This is a genomic window from Pantoea sp. SORGH_AS_0659 (assembly GCF_031453915.1).
Classification (GTDB): Bacteria; Pseudomonadota; Gammaproteobacteria; order Enterobacterales; family Enterobacteriaceae; genus Pantoea; species Pantoea leporis.
The window spans coordinates 29,088-45,079 of sequence record NZ_JAVJAK010000001.1; the positions used below are offsets into that span (position 1 = coordinate 29,088).

Consider the following 15,992-nt stretch of genomic DNA (forward strand, 5'->3'; position numbering starts at 1 on the left):
TTCACCTTCAGTTAAGCGGAAACTATGTGTAATATGCACACATTAGGCTTACCTCAGGATAACGTCAATGAAAAGTGTGCAAAATACACATAATGGTGCTGCATTTGATGATCTGCACAACGCGCTGCTGATGATTGTAGGAACTTTCAATCGTCCACAACGTGATGAATTATTGATAAAAGAGTCAAATATTCAGCTCGATCGTGCGCTGTTTCCGCTACTGATTCAAATCGGTCGCTTCGGGCCAATTGGCGTGGTGGAGCTGGCGGAGCGGGCCGGACGCGATTACACCACCGTCAGTCGTCAGGTGGCGAAGCTGGAGGAGTTAGGGCTGGCGCAGCGCCAGAAAAATGCCAAAGACAAACGGGTGAATGAAGCGGTGATCACTGCGGCAGGTAAAGCGATGACTGACAAAATCGATGCGGCGCGCGCGCAAATTTATCAGAACCTGTTTGCCAGCTGGCCGGATGAAGAGCGCGCCGAGCTGGCGCGTCTGCTGCAGAAATTTGTCGGGGATTTTATTGCCATCGATAAAAGCAAGACGGCGGATTAAGCGTTACTGTAGCGCTCGGTTTCCGGCAGCCAGCGCTCAATCAGTGCCTGCGCCTGCTCTGGATAGTGCTGGTGGATATGACGCGCCACGCGCTGAACTTCGGGAATCATGCCCTGATCGCGCAGCAAATCCGCTACTTTAAACTCGGCGTTGCCGGTTTGACGTGTGCCGAGCATTTCACCCGGACCGCGAATCTCCAGATCGTGCTGGGCAATCACGAAGCCGTCGTTGCTATCGCGCAGCACCTGCAACCGCTTCTGCGCGGTTTTGCTGAGCGGCGCTTTGTAAAGCAACACGCAGTGTGAGGCGACAGCACCACGGCCCACGCGGCCGCGCAGCTGATGTAACTGAGCCAAACCGAGACGTTCCGGGTTTTCGATAATCATCAGGCTGGCATTCGGCACATCCACGCCCACTTCGATCACCGTGGTGGCGATCAGCAGCTGGATTTCATTGGCCTTAAACGCCGCCATCACCGCCTGCTTTTCGGCAGGCTTCATGCGGCCGTGTACCAAGCCAACCTGCAAATCGGGCAGCGCCACTTTCAGCTCTTCCCAGGTTGCTTCTGCCGCCTGCGCTTCCAGCACTTCCGACTCTTCAATCAGCGTACATACCCAATAAGCCTGACGTCCTTCGTGACAGGCGCTTTGCACGCGCGTGATGATCTCACTGCGGCGGCTATCGGGAATCGCCACCGTGGTCACCGGCGTACGACCTGGCGGTAGTTCGTCGATGGTGGAGGTATCGAGATCGGCGTAAGCCGTCATCGCCAGCGTGCGCGGAATCGGCGTAGCGGTCATGATCAGCTGATGCGGATGGAAACCTTGCTCCTCGCCTTTTTCCCACAGCGCTAAGCGCTGGTGCACGCCAAAGCGATGCTGCTCATCAATGATCACCAGCGCCATGCCGTTGAATTTCACCTGTTCCTGGAACAGCGCGTGGGTGCCGACCACCATCGCGACCTGACCGCTGGCAATGGCTTCCTGCTGCGCTTCACGCGCTTTGCCTTTCTGCTTGCCCGCCAGCCAGCCCACTTCAATTCCCAGCGGAGCAAACCACTGGCGGAAGTTGTTGGCATGCTGCTCGGCCAGCAGCTCGGTCGGTGCCATCAGCGCTACCTGTTTGCCGTGTGCGATGACGTTCAGTGCCGCCAGTGCGGCCACCAGCGTTTTACCGGAGCCGACATCGCCCTGCACCAAACGCATCATCGGAAAATCGTTGGCCAAATCCTTTTCAATTTCTGCCACCACACGCTGTTGCGCACCGGTTGGCGAGAAGGGCAGCGCCGCCAGTAGCTGATCAACCAGCTCGTGGCGCGCCGTCATCGGCAATGCATGATGGCGCTGCGCACCGGCGCGTACGGCTAGCATGCTGAGGTTATGCGCCAGTAGCTCTTCCAGAATTAAGCGTTTCTGTGCTGGATGGCGGCCAGTATCCAGCTCACTTAAACGCAGATCCGGCGGTGGACGATGCAGCGTGCGTAGTGCATCCGGCAGGCTAATCAGCCCGCCGCTCAGCTCCGATGGTAGCAGCTCGGCAATTGGGCAGCTCTCCAGCAACGTCAACGCCTGATCGGTGAGATTGCGCAGTGTCGCCTGGCGAATGCCTTCGGTAGTGGGATAAACCGGCGTCAGGGTTTCCTGCAGCTCAACGCCGCCTTGTTCGCCCTGTACGCGATACTCGGGATGAATGATTTCAGCACCGCGCTGACCGCGCTTAATCTCGCCGTAGGCGGTAACGCGACGGCCCGGCGCCAGGCTGTTTTTCATCCCGGCATTGAAATTAAAGAAGCGCATGGTCAGCATGCCGCTGCCATCGCTGATCTGGCACACCAACATGCGGCGGCGACCGAAAGTGATTTCGCTGCTCAGCACTTCACCTTCCACCGTGGCATAAACGCCGGGCAGCAGGTCATTGATTTTATACAGTTGGGTGCGATCTTCGTAACGCAGTGGCAGATGCAGCAGTAGATCCTGAATGGTGAACAGGCCAAGTTTGGCCAGCTTGCCCGCCTGACTGGCGCCGACGCCGGTCAGGGTACTGAGCGGGATGGCATCCAGCAGACGGCCTTTCATTTTCTACCTGTAGATTGCATGGTGGCCCACCACTCGGCGTCGGCTTCTACTTCGCCCTGACCATTGATGTGCGGATACGGCAGGCCTTTCTGCTTGGCGACGCGTGCCAGCACCGGATAACCGCCTTCGAATAGCAAACGCTGCTGCTCATCTTCATCCAGCAGGCTGTAGGTGCGCTGATACATACCGGCATTCTGTCGCTGACGTTGCGCTTCATACAAAATCAGCGCGGAAGCCACCGAGACATTGAGCGACTGCACCATGCCCACCATCGGCACAACGATGTCCTGATCGGCCAGCGCCAGCGCTTCAGCGGTAATACCTGTTTTTTCCTGACCCATCAGAATGCAGGTCGGTTTGGTGTAATCGATGTCGCGAAAATCTACCGCTTTGGCGGACAGATTGGTCGCCAGCACCTGCATGCCTTCATTCTTCAGATGACGCACTGCATCTGCAATATGCTGATGCGTTTTAACCTTCACCCAACTGTTGCTGCCGGCCGAAGCGGAAACCATGGTGCGCATACGCACGCTTGGCCAGACGGCGTGCACTTCATGAATGCCCACCGCATCGGCGGTACGGATCACTGCCGAGACGTTATGCGGTTTATGCACCTGTTCCATGCAGACGGTGAGATCGTGCTGGCGCAGGGCCAGCATCTCCTGAATTCGGGCAAAACGTTGAGCGTTCATGGGCTAGTTACGGTTGCGGTGAACTTTGATCACGTCCGGCATTACGCGAATTTTGCGCATAATATTCGCCAGATGGACGCGATCGTTCGCGGTGAGGCGGATAAAGGCGCTATACACGCGACCATCACGCTCTTCGGTATTCAGGCTCTGAATATTGGAACTGGCAGTGTTGATTGCAGCGGTCAGATTCGCCAGTGCGCCCTGATGATTGAACATGTCGACTTTAATCTCTGCGACAAATTCCTGGTCGGTCACTTTATCCCACTCAACCGGCATGAACTTTTCAGGCTCTTTTTGGTAGCCACGGATGTTACGGCAGGATTCGTGATGCACCACCAAACCTTTGCCGGGACTAACGTGCGCCACAATCGGGTCACCAGGAATTGGACGGCAGCATTTGGCAAAGGTAATCAGCACGCCATCCGCGCCTTTGATCGGCAGCTTTTTGCGTTTGCTGTTGCTCTGCGGCTCTTCACTGCCTGACTGCAGCAAGTTCTTTGCCACCACCACGCTCATGGCGTTGCCCAGGCCGATTTCTGCCAGCAAATCATCGATGGCGGTCAGCTTCATGCGCTCAAGTTCGTGCTGAATGTTCTCAACCGGAATCTCTGCCAGCTTCTTGCTGCCGCCGAGCGCGTGGCTCAACAGACGACGACCCAGGTTGACGGAGTCTTCACGTTTGAGGTTTTTCAGCAGCTGACGGATTTTGGCGCGCGCTTTCGAGCTGACGACGAAATTGAGCCAGGCAGCGTTCGGACGAGCGCCCGGCGCGGTGATGATTTCAATGGTTTGACCGCTGGTCAGCGATTGTGACAGCGGGTAAGGCTGGCGATCGACGCGTGCGCCGACGCAGGCATGACCGATATCGGTATGCACCGCATAGGCGAAATCGACCGGCGTGGCGCCAGCCGGCAATTCGACGATGCGGCCTTCCGGCGTGAACACGTAGATCTCATCCGGGAAGAGATCGGATTTCACGCTTTCGATAAATTCAAATGAGCTACCGGCGCTTTGTTGCAGCTCCAGCAGGCTTTGTAACCAGCGCTGAGCACGAATCTGCGCGGTAGTACCGCTGACTTCGCCGCTCTCTTTATACGCCCAGTGTGCTGCCACACCCATTTCTGCCATCTGATCCATATCTTCAGTACGGATCTGCACTTCAACCGGTACGCCGTGTGGGCCGATCATTGAAGTATGCAGCGATTGATAGCCGTTGGCCTTGGGAATGGCGATGTAATCTTTTACGCGTCCGGGACGCGGTTTGTACAAGCTATGCATCTGTCCGAGCACGCGATAACAGGTATCCAGATCTTTCACGATGACGCGGAAGGCATAGATATCCATGATCGAGTGAAAACGCTGCTCTTTCAGGTGCATTTTGCGGTAGATCGAGTAAAGATGTTTTTCGCGTCCACTTACGCGGCAGGGAATACCTGCTTCCTGTAAGCGACCGTCGATTTCAGCAAGGATCTTCTGAATCATCTCTTTACGGTTACCGCGCGCCGCTTTCACCACCTCTTTAATCACGCGGAAACGGTTCGGGTAGAGCGCTTCAAAGCCGAGCTCTTCCAGTTCTGTTTTCAGGTGATGAATACCAAGGCGGTGCGCCAGAGGACTGTAAATCTCCAGCGTTTCCAGCGCGATACGGCGTTTTTTATCCGGACGTAACGCGCCGAGCGTGCGCATGTTGTGCGTGCGGTCAGCCAGTTTGATCAAGATGACGCGGATATCCTGCACCATCGCCATGATCATTTTGCGGAAGTTTTCAGCCTGCGCTTCTTTCTTGTCGCGGAACTTCAGCTTATCGAGCTTGGATACACCTTCTACTAGTTCGGCAACGCTTTTACCAAACAGCTGTTCCATATCCTGGTAAGTGGCGGGCGTATCTTCGATCACATCATGCAGCAGCGCCGCCATTAGCGTTTCATGGTCGAGTTTCATCTCGGCCAGAATGCAGGCGACAGCAACAGGATGGGTGATATAAGGCTCGCCGCTGGAGCGTGTTTGACCCTCGTGGGCATCACGCGCGACTAGATAAGCTTGCTTGAGGCGCTTAATTTGCTCCTCAGGCAAGTATTTTTCAATCAGTTGATTGAGGCTTTCAAACAGATACAAGGGCGACCTGCGAAGTGCTGTTAACGACGACCTTCAGCGATAGCGGTAACGGCTTGTAACTCAGCGGCTTCCTGCTCATGCTGTTCCTGACGATCACGGACATCCAGAATCTGGGTAGTGATCAAACCTTCTTCGATTTCGCGCAGGGCGATAACGGTTGGCTTATCGTTCTCTTCCGGAACCAGCGCATCTTTACCGCCTACCTGCATCTGACGTGCACGACGTGCAGCGACCAACACCAGGTCAAAACGGTTACCAACTTTCTCTACTGCGTCCTGAACGGTTACGCGTGCCATAGGTGTGCTACTCCACAGATGATGAAGAAATGACTGGGCATAATACTGAAAGTGAATTCAGACTGCCAATAGTTTGCTGATTAAAGCATCATGTCGCGATTTTTGGCGACCCATACGCAGACGTTCTGCGCGAATAATGGTTTTCAGATCTGACAGCGCCAGATCGAAATCATCATTAACAATTAAATAGTCATATTCGGCGTAGTGGCTCATTTCCGCCACGGCCTGTTGCATACGACGGGCAATCACCTCTTCGCTGTCCTGACCGCGGCCACGCAGGCGACGATCCAACTCTTCGGTAGAAGGCGGCAGCACAAAGATGCTGCGTGCAGCAGGCATTTTCTGGCGAATTTGCTGCGCACCTTGCCAGTCGATATCCAGGAAGACGTCCACGCCGGTCGCCAGCACCTGCTCAATCGCAGCGCGTGACGTACCGTAATAATTGCCAAACACTTCCGCATGTTCGAGGAAGTCGTCTGTGGCAATCATGGTCTCGAACTCGGACTTAGAGACGAAAAAGTAGTGCTCACCATGAGCTTCACCGGGACGCACGCCACGGGTGGTATGAGAAATAGACACCTGCGTATCGTACAGCGGTTGTGTCTTTAACAGCGCCTGAATCAGGCTGGATTTACCCGCGCCGCTGGGGGCGGAAACTATATAAAGCGTGCCTTGAGCCATGGTTATCTTGAATTGAGTAAAGAGCGGAGTCGATTTCCTGCACAGTATACACGGCTTGGGGTGGTCACGCAGCGTTTGCCGCTTGGCTGAGGCAATTCTTTTTTCTGTGAAGCCGCGCCAGAGGCTGATGTAGCAGGCTGCAACAGCAATTTAATCTCTGGAATCAGCATCCAGCGCGCAATCTTCATGGCTGGTAAAGGCCTGCGCTGCGCGCTCCAATAGCGAAAAAGGAGAGCGAAGATGAAAGGATGCCTGAGTCTATTGTGTTGCTTATTCAGTATGGGTTGCTGGGCCGAAGCGCTCTGCCCGAATTGGTCGCCGGTGCGCGCGGGGCAGGAAATCACACAGCTGCAAACCCAGCTACGACAGTGGGATGACGCGTATTACCGGCAGGGCACAAATCTGGTGACCGATGCCGATTACGACAGCCTGCAACTGCGATTACAGCAGTGGCAGCGCTGTTTCACTCCGGCGCACGCCACCTACGATGCACAACTCACCACCGATGGCAGTACGCATCATCCGGTGGCGCATACCGGCGTGCGCAAACTGCGCGATAAGCTGGCAGTGGCGTACTGGATGCAGGACAAATCTGCGCTGTGGCTGCAGCCGAAAGTCGATGGCGTCGCCGTTACTTTGGTATATCGACAGGGTAAGTTGGCCTCATTGATCAGTCGCGGTGATGGTTTACGTGGCGAAGAGTGGCTGGCCAAATCCGCACATATTCCCTCCATCCCGCAGCGGCTGGATACCTTGCGTGAGGAAGTGGTGCTGCAAGGTGAGCTGTTTCTGCAAATGACCGATCATCAACAGGCGCGTGACGGCGGCAAGAACGCGCGCGCTCAGGTGGCGGGAGCGATGATGCGCCACGACACCAGCCCGCTGCTTGAGCGCCTTGGCGTATTTATCTGGGCGTGGCCGGATGGACCCAATTCGATGCCCGATCGTCTGGCGCAGCTTACACAATGGGGATTTGGGCTGGCGCAGAGCTGGAGCCGTCAGGTGAGTAATGAAGAAGAGGTCGCGGTATGGCGCGATCGCTGGTTCCGCGAATCGCTGCCGTTTGTCACCGATGGCGTGGTAATTCATCAATCACCCGTCAGCGCAGGGCGCGATTGGCAGCCCGGCCAGGGCAGTTGGTCAGCGGCATGGAAGTATCAACCAGCAGAAGTCAGCAGCGAAGTGCTGTCAGTGGATTTCAATGTGGGCCGCACGGGCAAGATCGCCGTGGTGCTAAATCTGATACCGGTGCAACTGGAGGACAAAACGGTACGCCGGGTAAACATTGGTTCCCTGCGACGCTGGCGGGAACTGGATGTGATCGCGGGTGATGAGGTGACGCTCACGCTGGCGGGATTAGGCATTCCGCGACTGGAGCGCGTGATTTGGCGTGTGGCGCAGCGCGATTATCCAGCGTCGCCACAGGAGGACGAATTCCACGGCTTAACCTGTCTGCACTTTAGCGCCGACTGCCGGGCGCAGTTTTTATCTCGCCTTAGCTGGCTCAGCCAGAAGTCGGTACTCGATATTGCGGGTGTTCAGCGCAGCAGCTGGCAGCGCCTACTGGATAGCGGCGCTATCAGCCATCTCTTTTCCTGGCTGACACTGACGCCGGATCAGATTGCGCAGGCTAATGGCATCACGCCGGCTCGCGCGCAACTTATCTGGCACCGCTTTAACCTGACGCGTGAGCAGCCGCTGCGACGCTGGGTGAGTGCGCTTGGCTTGCCGTTGCCGCGTGCAGCGTTACAGGCTTTACCGGATGCGCAGTGGTCGCAGTTGCTGGCGCGAACGGCGGAAAGCTGGCAGCAACTGCCCGGTATCGGTAGCGTGTTAGCACAACGGATTGTGATGATGCTGCAGGATGCGCACCTGCAGCAGTTGATTCACTTTCTGCAGCAGCAGGAGATTCCTGCAACTGATTCAATGTTCAGGATGGGGATAGTTGAAGATCGGCAAACCGAGGCGGAAACGCAGCGCCAGCAAGCGGGCGAAGAAGCCGAACAGTAGCGTGATGATCACCACCGCTTCATGCGCCAGCGGCGTTTTCAGCAACAGGATATACATCCAGCCCGAGGCGAAAGCGATACCGGCATACAGCTCTTTCTGGAACACCAGCGGAATACGGTTGCAGAACATATCGCGCAGCACTCCGCCGAATACGCCAGTGATCACGGCGGCGATGGCTGCAATGATGGAGGCGTGCCCGCTATCCAGTGCAACCTGGGCGCCAATAATCGAGAACACCACTAAACCCAGCGCATCCAGCACCAGAAACACTTTGCGCAGGTGCGTCATTAGCGGTGCAACAAAGGTGGTCACAACCGCAGCCGCAGCCACGATCATGATGTACTCCGGGTTTTTAACCCAACTGAGCGGATAGTGGCCCAGCAAAATGTCACGCACCGAACCGCCGCCAATGGCGGTGACCGAGGCGATGATGATCACGCCAAACAGGTCCATTTTACGACGTCCTGCCGCCAGCGCGCCGGTCATGGCTTCGGCTGTAATACCAATAATATAGAGAACGGTTAACAACATAGAGCACTCCAGTAAATTGGCGGCAAGGCTAAAGATTTCTCAGAGTGTAGACCACTGAGATTTTCTAAATAAAGCGTTATCGGATTAGGCTTTTTGATGGCGTGCATGCTAACAGGCTTAGCAGGCGGGATAAATCTGCAGTTATTGGCCTTTTCGCATAAGTATAAATGATGCGAAGAGGGGCAGATCTTCTCTTCTTAAGTTCTAGCCAGTTTGTGTCGTACGTGATTACTGGCAATTAAAGCAGGCTTTTCGCTCTCAGGCATCACGTGTAGCAACTATTGGACAGGCATGAAAACTCGTAACGAAGACATCCTCTTTTTCTCCTCTGACAAACTGGCGGCGCTGGGGCTTGAGAGTCTTTTGTCCTCGTTACCTATTACGTGTCAGCTGCATGAGCTATGGTCTCTCAGCACGGTCATGGCGAAGTGCGAAAAGATGAAACCGCGTTTGCTGGTGTGTATCTTCCATGAAAATATGCCACTAACCGGCACCTTAAAAGTGCTTTACGCCTTACAGCAGCAGTTTCCCGCGATGCAAATTGTGGTGCTGACGCGGCGTTTGTTACCGCTGATGCATGCGCTCAGTCGTTACCTGCCTTCGCTGACGGTGTTGGACTTAAAATCCTCGCGTCAGATGCTTTCCAGCCGTCTTCTCACCAGCATCAATGCCAATGCCCAGATTCAGTTAGTAGAAGGTGCGGATATTCTTTTGCCAGACAGGCAATTACGGGTGCTACTGATGATGGCGTGGGGTTACAGCATTGAGCACATCGGCATTCGCTTAGGCATCAGTCATAAAACAGTGAATGCACACAAACTCAATGCACTGGCGCGACTGCAGGTCAAAAGCAAGAATGATATGGCCGATCTCTACATGGTGATTGATGAGTTACGCATGATAGTGAGTTGGCTGCGCTTGCAGCGTAACGGCAAGTTAAGTGAACTCAGTTTTCAGTCACTGGAAGAGTTACTGGAAGCCTAAAAAGAAAAAAGCGTGCTGGCGACCAGCACGCGAACGCATCTTTTCAGATGCCCAGAGCCCACCATACAGACTTGTTTTTATTATCCGTTTCTTGCTCGCACGTTAGCGAAACTTTTCAGGCTAAAGCGGTATTCTGGCTGGAACCAGGAGCGACCGTAGTAGCAGTAGATCAGCATTCTGATGGATACCATGGCGAGGTAGCCCCAGATGGCGCACAGCACTGAAGGTGTCAGCCACACGGTAAACAGTGTGACGCTTAATCCCACCAGTACAGAAGATGTTTCCGCGAAAGCGATGCGTGAAAATTGGTTTTCCCGCTGTAATATGGCGCGATAATGTTGTCCCTGCGGAATAATAATGAAGATGACCGAAATCATTTCCAGCATTATTGCCATTTCGGGTTGATTCATCATTCGACTAGAAATATCGCTACCAATAAACAGCGCGGCAAAAATAGCGAGTCCGCTTAATACATTCCCCCAATATAATATTGAGAGATCGCTATTGTTCAGGTTTTTAGTTCTGATAATGGCATTGCCAAATCCGCGATCGGCCAGTGTGTCAATAATCAATAACATTACAATAGCAATGGCGAGTAAATTTAACTCGTTTGCCTGGAGTATTTGTGCCAGAAGTGAAAGTTGTAAAACACCAATGCCGACGATTTTAATCGATGACAAAATTGACCATTTAGCGTTGGTCAGATTTTTTTCTCTTATCGCCATATTCTGCTCATTATGGTACATGTACCAGTGCAATTAAGGGTTTACTCTGGCCACAGGCCAAAGCACAGCTTACATCAATGCAGCGCATCCTGACGCAGCCCTGATATACCTTTCAGGTTTTGCCACGTAAAAATGCGTTCAATTAAATGATGTTCTGAATTTATTAAGATGACCCTGGCGCTTAATGATGTTGTTGTCTTAATGGTATCTCCTCCTGTGCGGAGGAAATCCGTAAGATCATTATAAAATCCCTTTGAGTTTATATATTCCCCGGCCAGCATCCGGCTGGCAATCTCAACAAATTCTTTTTCTGATAACAAAGGATAGGTTGAGCGATCCATGTTATTTCCCTGCTGTTGTTATTATGGTTACTGCTGTGTGTGAAATGAGTTATACCGTGTTTTAATTAATTTAACACCATCAGAAAACTCCTATAAATAGACCGCAGGAATAAATGGTTTCAGAATTTGCATCAGAATATATAAGGCGAGTGATTTACTATTTATTAGTGCTTTTCTTCATTCCATACGGTTGAATGAAGCGGCGATAAAGAAATATAGAAAAAACTTTGATAAATCAGAGGCACTCAGCATTTTTCTGCACATCCTCACCAGGAATTTTCCTGTTGAGGATGCTTAAGCCAGACTGGTGATTAGCAGATAAATACGTGAAGGCTTGAGCAAAACAGTTAAACGCTACTGAGCAAAAAAGTCAGCGATTTTTATTGATTGATTCCAGCATGCGTTAAAGAGGCTATCTCTGCATAATACATTGATTCTAATGAGTTAACAGATGAAGAAGCTGTTCCAGATCGCGTTTTACCCATGCAACATCCTCGGCAAACTTCTCGTCAGACATGAATGCTCGACGATAAACCACCATCACCACTTCCGCACCTTGCTCATTGGCAATCACCCGCATCGGCATATAAATCTCTTTACCCGTTCCGGTATCAATCCAGTGATCCATCACGCCAAAGGGATTGTGTGGGGTAAAGCGAATCTTTACCGTTCCCTCGGGACCTTTGGCTTTCCAGCTGTTCCCTTCCTGCGTCAGCGTACTGGCGCTGAGTCCGCTAGCCCATTTGGCAAAGCATTCCGGTTTCCAGATGGTTTCATACAAATCTAACCAGTTGCGTGGAACCGTTAGTGTGACGGTCTGAGATGGCAGCATGGGACCTCCTGATGTGATACAGCCATTAAAGCACGCTGATACCGGGCTGCAAACGGCCCGGTCATGGAAGTGTGGGTCAGCAGCGGTTTCCGTGAAAACGCTGTAATCAGATAAACTTGCCGCGTCCCTGAATAGCCTGTTCTTCACCCGTACCATCAGCATGGCGCAGCACGAAGCGATCGGACTGCGCAACTACCGCGCAGCTGTGATTAGGGAAGATGCGTAGCAGCGCGCCAACGGCGGGTGCCTGTTCAGCATATTGCAGGAAACCATGCTCCTCCGACAGCTTCAACACTTCATAATGATTGCCTTGCTCATCGACGGCGATACCAAATCCGCTGGCATTGGTGCCGTGCGGCCCTTTGTCAGAGCTAAGCATTTTGGAACCGGCATCAATAATGGCGAAGTGCGGATTGACCGCTACCACGCGCGTTACCACGCTCAGCGCCAACGCCTCTGGCGTGCAAAGACCTAAACGCCATGCGGTAAGATCGAGCAGCGCGTAATTGCCGGGGCGGATTTCATCGCTGTCCTGCGCGACGGGTGCCGCCAATGCCGTTGGCGTTGAACCGACTGAAATCGGGCAGTGCGCAAAACCAGCGGCAATCAGGCGCTGCTGCAGATCACGCATTAATGCGATTTCCTGCAGGGCAACGTCGGCAATCGCTGCGGCGTTGCCTGCGCCATAAGCGTGACCGGCATGAGAAACCAGCCCGGCAAACGTGAGGCCTGCACCCTGTATCTGCTGCGCCAGCGTAACGGCGGCACCGCCGTGCGGATCAACACCGATGCGATGTAATCCCACATCCACTTTGATGGCTAACGCCAGCTGGCAATCGGGCTGGCGCTGATGTGCATCCGCTATTGCCGCCACGCCATTCGTGCAATCCGCAATGCAGGTAATGCGCGCCTGATGTTGTGCGGCCACCGCCAAAAATTCTTTCAGCGTTTCGGCATGCACTACGGGGTAAGCCAGCAGCAGATCGCGTTCGCCACCGAGAATAAAAGCGATGCCTTCACTCGGTTTTGATACGGTAATGCCGCGCGCGCCGAGCTTTCGCTGCTGCTCAGCAATCCAGACGCTTTTATGGGTTTTGATATGAGGACGTAGCGTGACGCCAGCGGCATCGGCTTTTTGCTGCATCTGTTGCAGGTTGCGTTGCAGGCGCGCTGCATCAATTTCGAGGTAAGGTGTGAGTCGGTCGGCAATCAGAGGCCGCAACCAGCCAGCCTCAATATTCTGTTCCATCATAATAGTCCGCAGGTGATTACACAGTGCGGACTATGATTCATCAATGCACGGCAGAATGCCAGCCGACAAAATCGGCACATTCCTGCGCAGGGCCGCCATGGATGGTGACTTTTTAAACTTTAGAGTTGGAGCTCTGGAATCCGCCGCCCAAATCTTCTATCAAAACCACCGCAAGGTTAATCTGCTGCGCCTTCAGCGCCACCAGTTTCTGGTCGGATTCGATCAGCTGATTTTGGATTGTCAGCACATCAAGATAAGGACGCAGGCCCGCTGCGTATTCACGATGCAAATCATCCCACGCGCTGTGAATCAGCTGGTTGGCGCTTTCCTGTTGCGCCAGCTGATCCTGAATCGACTGCAACTGAGTAATGGTGTCGCTGATATTGCCCAGTGAACTAATCAGCAATTTGTTGTACTGCGCTACCGCCAGATCGTAATCGGCGTCGCTCTCTGCTAAATCGGCGCGACGTTTGCCCGCGTCAAAGATTGGCAATGACAAACTCGGTCCCACATTAAAGAAGCGGCTTGGTGCACCAAACAAGGCATCGCCGAGCAGTGATTTGGTGCCGGCTTCGGCCACCAAATTGATGTTGGGATAGAACTCGGTTTTGCTGGCGGCGATCTGTTTCGATGCCGCTTCAACGCGCCAGCGCGCGGCCACCACATCCGGACGACGACCCAGCAGTTCGGCCGGAATGGCGTTTGGCAGCATGGCGGCGACCGGCACATTCATCTGCGCCGGTTTTAGCTGGTGCCAGTAATCCGGGCCTTTACCTATCAGCGTCGAAAGCTGAATACCGGCATCGGTGACTTGCTGTTGAGCTTGCGTCAATTCGGCTTGCGCGGTTTTCTGCTGCGACAGCGCCTGCTTATATTGGTAATCGGAAGTGAGTCCAGCGCTGACATATTGCTGCTGAATTTTGGCGATACCCGCCGCACGCTCGGCATTCTGCTGCGCCAGTTCGGCATTATTCCAGGCGAGATTAAGGTGGTTCCACGCTCGCGTCACGTTCGCGGCCAGCGTTAACTGACTGGCCTGACGATCCAACTCGCTGGCACGTGCTTGCCCCAATGCGGCTTCAGCGGCATCTTTTTTGCCGCCCCATAAATCGAAGGTGTAGCTCAAGCCAACGTTAGCGGTGCGCAGCGTGCTGTAGCTTTTCCCCTCCAGCAGCGGATCATCCACTTTTGCCACACGCGAGCGCGTAATGCCCGCGTTGAGATCGACAACCGGATAGCGTTCGGCATCGGCGGCAATCACTTGTGCATTGGCTTTATCCGCTTGCGCGTTGACTACCTGCAAATCCGGGCTGGATGCCATCGCATCATCAATCATTCGATTGAGTTGAGCATCGTTAAAACCTTGCCACCATGCGCTTTTTGGCCAATTCGCGGCGCTGAAATGCGCGTTTTTCAGGGATTGACTGGCTTGCAGAGCGTTAGCATCAAGCAGCGTGTTTTTGGGGTGTAAGCCTTGTGGATTGGCACAACTGGCCAGCAGCGCAGTGGCAACGGCCAGCGCGATAAATTTGCAGTGAAAGTGCTGTGTCATGGTTCTGGTCAAAGAGGGGAGAAGGCGACCATTACAAGAGGCGGGGCAGATTTTGACAAACCTGTTTTTCGTTAAGAATGGTTGTCAAATGTGAGCAGAGAAAATGAGCAGCAGGTGAAAACCTGCTGCATCAAGAGATTAGATATAGAGAGACGCTTCACCCGGCGGACGGGTTTTGAAGCGACGATGCAGCCACAGATATTGGTCGGGCGCGCGCAGAATTTCATTCTCAATCACGCGATTCATGTAAGCAGCGGCAGCGGCTTCATCTTCATACGGATAATTTTCCAGTTCAGGCTGAATAATCAGCTGATAACCGCTCTTATCCTGGTTACGAATCAATACGATGGTCAGCATTGCCGGTTTTGCCAGACGAGACAAAACATAGGTGCCGTTGGTGGTCGCCGCTTGTTTCACCGCAAACAGCGGAGCAAACACGCTGCCTTTGGGGCCGTAATCCTGATCCGGTGCGAACCAGACCGCTTCGCCTTTTTTTAGCGCCTGCACCATGCCGCGCAAATCGCGACGATCGATCATCGCTTTATTCGAACGCATGCGACCCTTGGTTTGTGCCCACTCCATCGCCTGATTATTGTGCGGACGATACATCGCCATCATTGGCTGGCATAAACCGGTAATGCGGCCGCCCAGTTCCAGCGACATAAAGTGCACACCGATGACCATCACACCACGCTGGTGGCTTTGTGCGTGCTGCAGGTTTTCCAGACCATGCACTTCGAAGTAACGACGCACGCGTGCATCAGACCAGAACCAGGCAATGCCGGTTTCTGCCAGCGCCATTCCTAGCGATTCGAAGTTGCCGGCGATCATCGCCTCGATTTTCTCTTCCTTAATATTGGGGAAGCACAGCTCGATATTGCGACGGGTGATGCGTTCGCGGCGCTTCAGGAAGTGACGCGACAATTTGCCAGCGCCAGCACCAAGCCGGATCAGAATGGGGTAAGGAAGTTGCACCAGCAGCCACAGCACACCTAGCCCAAACCAGGTAAACCAATAACGGGGATGCAGAAGTTTGGAACGGAACTGCCTGGATTTCGTCATAACGCCTTCATGTCGGGGAAAAATGTATCGCACGAAGAAAAAGGGTCCCTGAGTTCCTGGAGCGGTACAACTGTATTGATTACGACCAGCACTTTAGCAAAAAGTGCCGTCAATGTTACCCAATCTCTGCAATCCTCAGGATTGAGCACATTCATGGTTAGAACGGCCTCATTCTATCACCTTTTATTCATTCCCTTTAAAAACAGCAGGGTAAACTCGTCCTAAAGAAGTCAAAATAGCCATCACGTAGTGGATTAAGAACTGTCTGTTAATAAGGACACACTAATCTTT

The 15,992-nt window shown here is 53.5% G+C and carries 15 protein-coding genes; 3 read left to right on the plus strand and 12 right to left on the minus strand.

Annotation, left to right across the window (positions count from 1 at the left end; genetic code table 11):
* Positions 1–67 precede the first annotated feature (67 nt).
* Positions 68–553, plus strand: a complete 486-nt coding sequence (locus Q3H59_RS00125) for a MarR family winged helix-turn-helix transcriptional regulator (protein WP_192415283.1) — start codon at positions 68–70, stop codon at positions 551–553.
* Here Q3H59_RS00125 and recG read toward each other — a convergent pair.
* From recG to gmk, 5 genes are read right to left on the minus strand one after another with little or no spacing between them, the layout of a single operon-like run.
* Positions 550–2,628 (minus strand): ATP-dependent DNA helicase RecG, encoded by a 2,079-nt coding sequence (gene recG / locus Q3H59_RS00130; RefSeq protein WP_309832469.1) that lies wholly within the window; start codon positions 2,626–2,628, stop codon positions 550–552. The two genes, Q3H59_RS00125 and recG, sit on opposite strands and share 4 nt — an antisense overlap.
* Complete coding sequence (gene trmH, locus Q3H59_RS00135; protein ID WP_309832471.1) at positions 2,625–3,320, minus strand: tRNA (guanosine(18)-2'-O)-methyltransferase TrmH; 696 nt, start codon at positions 3,318–3,320, stop codon at positions 2,625–2,627. The genes recG and trmH overlap by 4 nt, the downstream gene beginning before the upstream one ends.
* Positions 3,321–3,323: 3 nt before the next feature.
* Entirely contained in the window at positions 3,324–5,435 is a 2,112-nt protein-coding gene (spoT, locus tag Q3H59_RS00140) for a bifunctional GTP diphosphokinase/guanosine-3',5'-bis pyrophosphate 3'-pyrophosphohydrolase (RefSeq protein ID WP_101760709.1), read from the minus strand.
* A gap of 20 nt (positions 5,436–5,455) precedes the next feature.
* The gene (gene rpoZ / locus Q3H59_RS00145; RefSeq protein WP_007885265.1) at positions 5,456–5,731 is read right to left on the minus strand and encodes a DNA-directed RNA polymerase subunit omega; all 276 of its coding nucleotides are present in this window, start codon (positions 5,729–5,731) and stop codon (positions 5,456–5,458) included.
* Positions 5,732–5,788: 57 nt separating this feature from the next.
* The gene (gene gmk / locus Q3H59_RS00150) at positions 5,789–6,412 is read right to left on the minus strand and encodes a guanylate kinase (protein WP_008109768.1); all 624 of its coding nucleotides are present in this window, start codon (positions 6,410–6,412) and stop codon (positions 5,789–5,791) included.
* Between the two features lie 240 nt (positions 6,413–6,652).
* Here gmk and ligB point away from each other — a divergent pair, with 240 nt between their 5' ends.
* On the plus strand, positions 6,653–8,422 hold the full coding sequence (gene ligB / locus Q3H59_RS00155) for an NAD-dependent DNA ligase LigB (protein ID WP_309832475.1): 1,770 nt from the start codon (positions 6,653–6,655) through the stop codon (positions 8,420–8,422).
* On the opposite strand, the gene Q3H59_RS00160 is transcribed toward ligB, so the two are convergent.
* A complete protein-coding gene (locus Q3H59_RS00160) occupies positions 8,336–8,953 on the minus strand; it encodes a trimeric intracellular cation channel family protein (RefSeq protein WP_008109765.1) in 618 nt (205 codons plus the stop codon). The two genes, ligB and Q3H59_RS00160, sit on opposite strands and share 87 nt — an antisense overlap.
* A 291-nt stretch (positions 8,954–9,244) precedes the next feature.
* Here Q3H59_RS00160 and Q3H59_RS00165 point away from each other — a divergent pair, with 291 nt between their 5' ends.
* The gene (locus Q3H59_RS00165) at positions 9,245–9,937 is read left to right on the plus strand and encodes a LuxR C-terminal-related transcriptional regulator (RefSeq protein ID WP_309832477.1); all 693 of its coding nucleotides are present in this window, start codon (positions 9,245–9,247) and stop codon (positions 9,935–9,937) included.
* 80 nt (positions 9,938–10,017) lie between these two features.
* On the opposite strand, the gene Q3H59_RS00170 is transcribed toward Q3H59_RS00165, so the two are convergent.
* The 6 genes from Q3H59_RS00170 to lpxP all read right to left on the minus strand — a co-directional run bounded on the left by Q3H59_RS00170 (position 10,018) and on the right by lpxP (position 15,701).
* Complete coding sequence (locus Q3H59_RS00170) at positions 10,018–10,662, minus strand: oligosaccharide flippase family protein (protein WP_137386793.1); 645 nt, start codon at positions 10,660–10,662, stop codon at positions 10,018–10,020.
* A 74-nt stretch (positions 10,663–10,736) separates the two neighbouring features.
* The gene (locus Q3H59_RS00175) at positions 10,737–11,003 is read right to left on the minus strand and encodes a hypothetical protein (protein WP_137386792.1); all 267 of its coding nucleotides are present in this window, start codon (positions 11,001–11,003) and stop codon (positions 10,737–10,739) included.
* Between the two features lie 436 nt (positions 11,004–11,439).
* Positions 11,440–11,835: a polyketide cyclase gene (locus tag Q3H59_RS00180; RefSeq protein ID WP_309832480.1), complete on the minus strand. Its 396-nt coding sequence runs from the start codon at positions 11,833–11,835 to the stop codon at positions 11,440–11,442.
* Between the two features lie 106 nt (positions 11,836–11,941).
* The gene (locus tag Q3H59_RS00185) at positions 11,942–13,087 is read right to left on the minus strand and encodes an alanine racemase (protein ID WP_405041643.1); all 1,146 of its coding nucleotides are present in this window, start codon (positions 13,085–13,087) and stop codon (positions 11,942–11,944) included.
* Between the two features lie 112 nt (positions 13,088–13,199).
* Positions 13,200–14,639 (minus strand): efflux transporter outer membrane subunit, encoded by a 1,440-nt coding sequence (locus tag Q3H59_RS00190; RefSeq protein WP_309832482.1) that lies wholly within the window; start codon positions 14,637–14,639, stop codon positions 13,200–13,202.
* A 138-nt stretch (positions 14,640–14,777) separates the two neighbouring features.
* A complete protein-coding gene (gene lpxP / locus Q3H59_RS00195; RefSeq protein WP_101760701.1) occupies positions 14,778–15,701 on the minus strand; it encodes a kdo(2)-lipid IV(A) palmitoleoyltransferase in 924 nt (307 codons plus the stop codon).
* Positions 15,702–15,992 lie beyond the last annotated feature (291 nt).